The sequence below is a fragment of the Roseateles sp. GW821-FHT03B02 genome, from assembly GCF_059421025.1.
In genome coordinates this window covers 1-2531 of sequence record NZ_JBWKUV010000029.1, presented here as the reverse complement: position 1 = coordinate 2531, position 2531 = coordinate 1, and the positions used below count along the sequence as shown (strand labels likewise).

Annotated in this window: 2 protein-coding genes; both read right to left on the bottom strand. The window is 67.6% G+C overall.

The window, feature by feature from the left end; translation table 11 throughout:
* Positions 1 to 341 precede the first annotated feature (341 nt).
* Entirely contained in the window at positions 342 to 1526 is a 1185-nt protein-coding gene (locus AC07VX_RS26830) for an IS91 family transposase (RefSeq protein ID WP_493167852.1), read from the bottom strand.
* A 10-nt stretch (positions 1527 to 1536) separates the two neighbouring features.
* Positions 1537 to 2412, bottom strand: a complete 876-nt coding sequence (locus AC07VX_RS26825) for a tyrosine-type recombinase/integrase (protein ID WP_493167853.1) — start codon at positions 2410 to 2412, stop codon at positions 1537 to 1539.
* Positions 2413 to 2531: the final 119 nt, after the last annotated feature.

Here is a 2531-nt window from a genome sequence, read left to right as displayed (position 1 = left end):
CGTTTAGGTTTGTTCGACACCTGCCCGCGCGGCAAGCTAATGGCGCGAACGACGCCGAGTAGAGGGCAGGTGTTGGACAAGCCTCGAGGGAGGAAACCGCGGCGCACGTGGTGGTGTCGCTCGAAGCTATGGCGATTGCAGGCGCGCGGCAGCGCAGTGATGCCTGTCTCGCCGGACGCACAGACGCGTGGCGACGGCGCGAGCGGCTGCGATGCCGCATGAGATGGCGCTCAACGGGCGTCGGCAAGCCCAAGAATCCGATGGCGTTGAGTGCCAGGCACGAAGCGGCCATGCCGACGCACGTGGCGTCGACGAGTAGATGCTGTGAAGGGCGCAGGCGCTCATGGCCGGACGGCCTGTTGGGGAGGCGCGCGAATCGGCTCGCCGCGCAGGAAGGTCTGCACGACGAACATGGCGTGACCACAGTGCGGACAGACGAAGGCCGGTCGCACGTCGGCTGGGGAGCTTTCGGGCGGCAGTGCCTGCGGTGGAACCTGCAGCAGTTGGCGCACCAATGCCAGGCTGGCGCTGCGGCTGCAGTTGGCCAGCAACCCGTAGTGCCGGATGCGATGGAAGCCGCCGGGCAGCACATGCAGCAGGAAGCGGCGCATGAACTCGTCTGCGTCGAGCGTCATGGTCTTGTAGCGTGTGCGCCCCTTGACGCGGTAGTCCTTCCAACGGAAGGTCACTCCGCGTTGGTCCAGCGAGACGAGCCGGCTGTTGGAGATGGCGACCCGGTGCGTGTAGCGCGACAGGTAGGCCAGCACCGCCTCGGGGCCGGCGAACGGTCGCTTGGCGTAGACCACCCACTCGCATTGGCGCAGCGGCACGAGCCAGCGCGCGAAGGCCTCGGCGTCGGCCAGCGATGCGTGTTCGCCGAAGAACTGCAGCCGGCCTTCATGGTGGGCCAGCTGCAGCGCTTCGAGGAAGCGCCGCCGGAACAGCCGCGACAGCACCCGCACCGGCAGGAAGAACCCGCGTCGACACGCGATCCAGCGCTCACCATCGGGCGCCAGACCGCCGCCGGGCACGATGCCGTGCACGTGCGGATGGTGGGTCAGCGCCGAACCCCAGGTGTGCAGCACCAGCGTCACGCCCAGCCGCGCGCCCAGGTGCTTGGGGTCTCCGCCGATGGTCAGCAGGGTCTCGGCAGCGAGATCGAACAGCAGGCCATAGACAACCGCCTTGTTGGTATAGGCCATCTCGGCGATAGGCGCCGGCAGCGTGAACACCACGTGGTAATACTCGACCGGCAGCAGATCGGCGCTGCGGGCCTCAAGCCAGCGCTGCGCCGCGCTGGCCTGGCACTTCGGGCAATGCCGGTTGCGGCAGGAGTTGTAGCTGACCTGATCGGCGCCGCAGCCATCGCAGCGCAAGACGTGTCCACCCAGTGCCGCGCTGCGGCACTGTTCGATGGCCGACATGACCTTGAGCTGGCCCAGGCTCAGATGGCCGCGCTGGGCCTGGCGCCACGCAGGTCCATGGAGGCGGAAGATGTCGGCGACTTCCAGGGCGGCGTGCCCCACGGCAGCCGCGCTATGGCGACGGCAGCGTCTCCAGCGGGCTGATCACGGCGCGCAGCACCTCGGTGGCGACATGGGTGTACAGCGCGGTGGTCTCCAGCCGCTTGTGGCCCAGCAGCACCTGGATCACCCGGATGTCGACCTTCTGCTCCAGCAGATGAGTCGCGAAGCTGTGGCGCAGCGTGTGCATCGACACGCGCTTGTCGATGTGGGCGGCATCGGCGGCCAGGTGGATGGCACGGTTGAGCTGGCGGGTGGACAGCTGGTCCATGGGGTTGAGTCCAGGGAATAGCCAGCCGCCAGGCAGCATCTTGCCCTGCGCATGGCCCACCCGCCACCACGCGCGCAGCCGCTCGAGCAGCACGGGCGAGAGCAGCGCATAGCGATCCTTGCGACCCTTGCCTTGCTCCACGCGCAACGTCATGCGCTCGCTGTCGATGTCGGTCACCTTCAGCGCACAGACCTCGGCGGCGCGCAGCCCGGCCCCATAGGCCACCGACAGCGCCGCCTGGTACTTCGGGTTCGGCGCAGCGGCGATCAGCCGAGCGACCTCGTCGCAGCTGAGCACCACAGGCAGCGGGCGAGGTTGATGCACGGGCTGCACCATCACCAACAGCTCGGCATGGCCCAGCGTCACGTCGAAGAAGAACTTCAGGCCGCTGAGCGTGGCGTTGATGGTCGGCGGGGCGGTGCCGGTGTCGACCATGTGGAGCTGGAAGGCACGCAGCTCCTCGGCGGTGGCGGTGTCAGGCGAGCGCCTGAGGAAGGCGGCGAGCCTGCGCACGGCGCGGATGTAGTGGGTCTGCGTCTTGCCGTCGAACTTGCGCATGCGCATGTCGTCGATCATGCGTTGGCGCAGTGGGGAAACGTTGGTCGTCAATGAGCTCATGGTTCAGCTCCAGTCGAAGAGCGAGGCAGATCGCCTCGCCCTCCAACTTGGCAGAGCCAGAAACCCTACGAGCAATCATGGTGGTGCCGGAGCGGCTACCGCGCGAGCGGTTTAGTCCA